The sequence below is a fragment of the Streptomyces sp. SID11385 genome, assembly GCF_010548245.1.
In the GTDB taxonomy this organism is placed as follows: domain Bacteria; phylum Actinomycetota; class Actinomycetes; order Streptomycetales; family Streptomycetaceae; genus Streptomyces.
Genome location: NZ_JAAGLR010000484.1, coordinates 1 through 573, shown reverse-complemented (window position 1 = coordinate 573; position 573 = coordinate 1). Strand labels below are relative to the sequence as shown.

Below are 573 nucleotides of genomic sequence, written 5' to 3'. Positions count from 1 at the left end.
GAGGCGGAGCAGCCGGGGGCCGAGCAGGGCGTCCTGGGCCTGGTCGAGCGCGGCGGTCAGAGCGGCGCGGCGGGCGGGGGCGGCGGGGGTGCCGGTGGCGTCGAGGAGGGCGGCGATCGCGGTGTAGACGGAGGCGACGGCGGCGCGTTCGGTGCCGAGCCGGTACGGGTGCCGGGCCCCGTCGTCCGGGGACGGGAGCAGGAGGCGCAGGGCGAGGAGCCAGGCCGCTCCGGCGAGGAAGGCGAGGGCGCGCTGCCAGCCCGGCTCGGGCAGGGGCATCCCGGCGCCGATGGCGGTCGTGACGAGTATCTGGGTGCCGATCCCCGAGGCGACCGGCCCGAGGGCGCTCACGGCGCCGGCGAGGAGGCCGAGCACGGTGAGGACGAGCGGGAGGAGGAACGGCTGCGCGGAGTGCGGGAGCAGTGCCGTGGCCCCGCTGCCGAGCAGCAGCCCGCAGGTACCGGCGAGGGCGGGGGCGCCGAGGCGGAGTCCCGCGGTGCGGCGGCTGCCGGGGCGGTCGTTGATCGCGGCGAGCAGGCCGCCGAGCGCCGCCATGACGCCGAGGCCCGGCTG

At 79.6% G+C, this 573-nt stretch carries 1 pseudogene; it reads right to left on the bottom strand.

The features are described 5' to 3' along the window. Positions 1–573 (bottom strand): annotated as a pseudogene (locus G3I42_RS14730) (FUSC family protein); the annotation flags it as partial.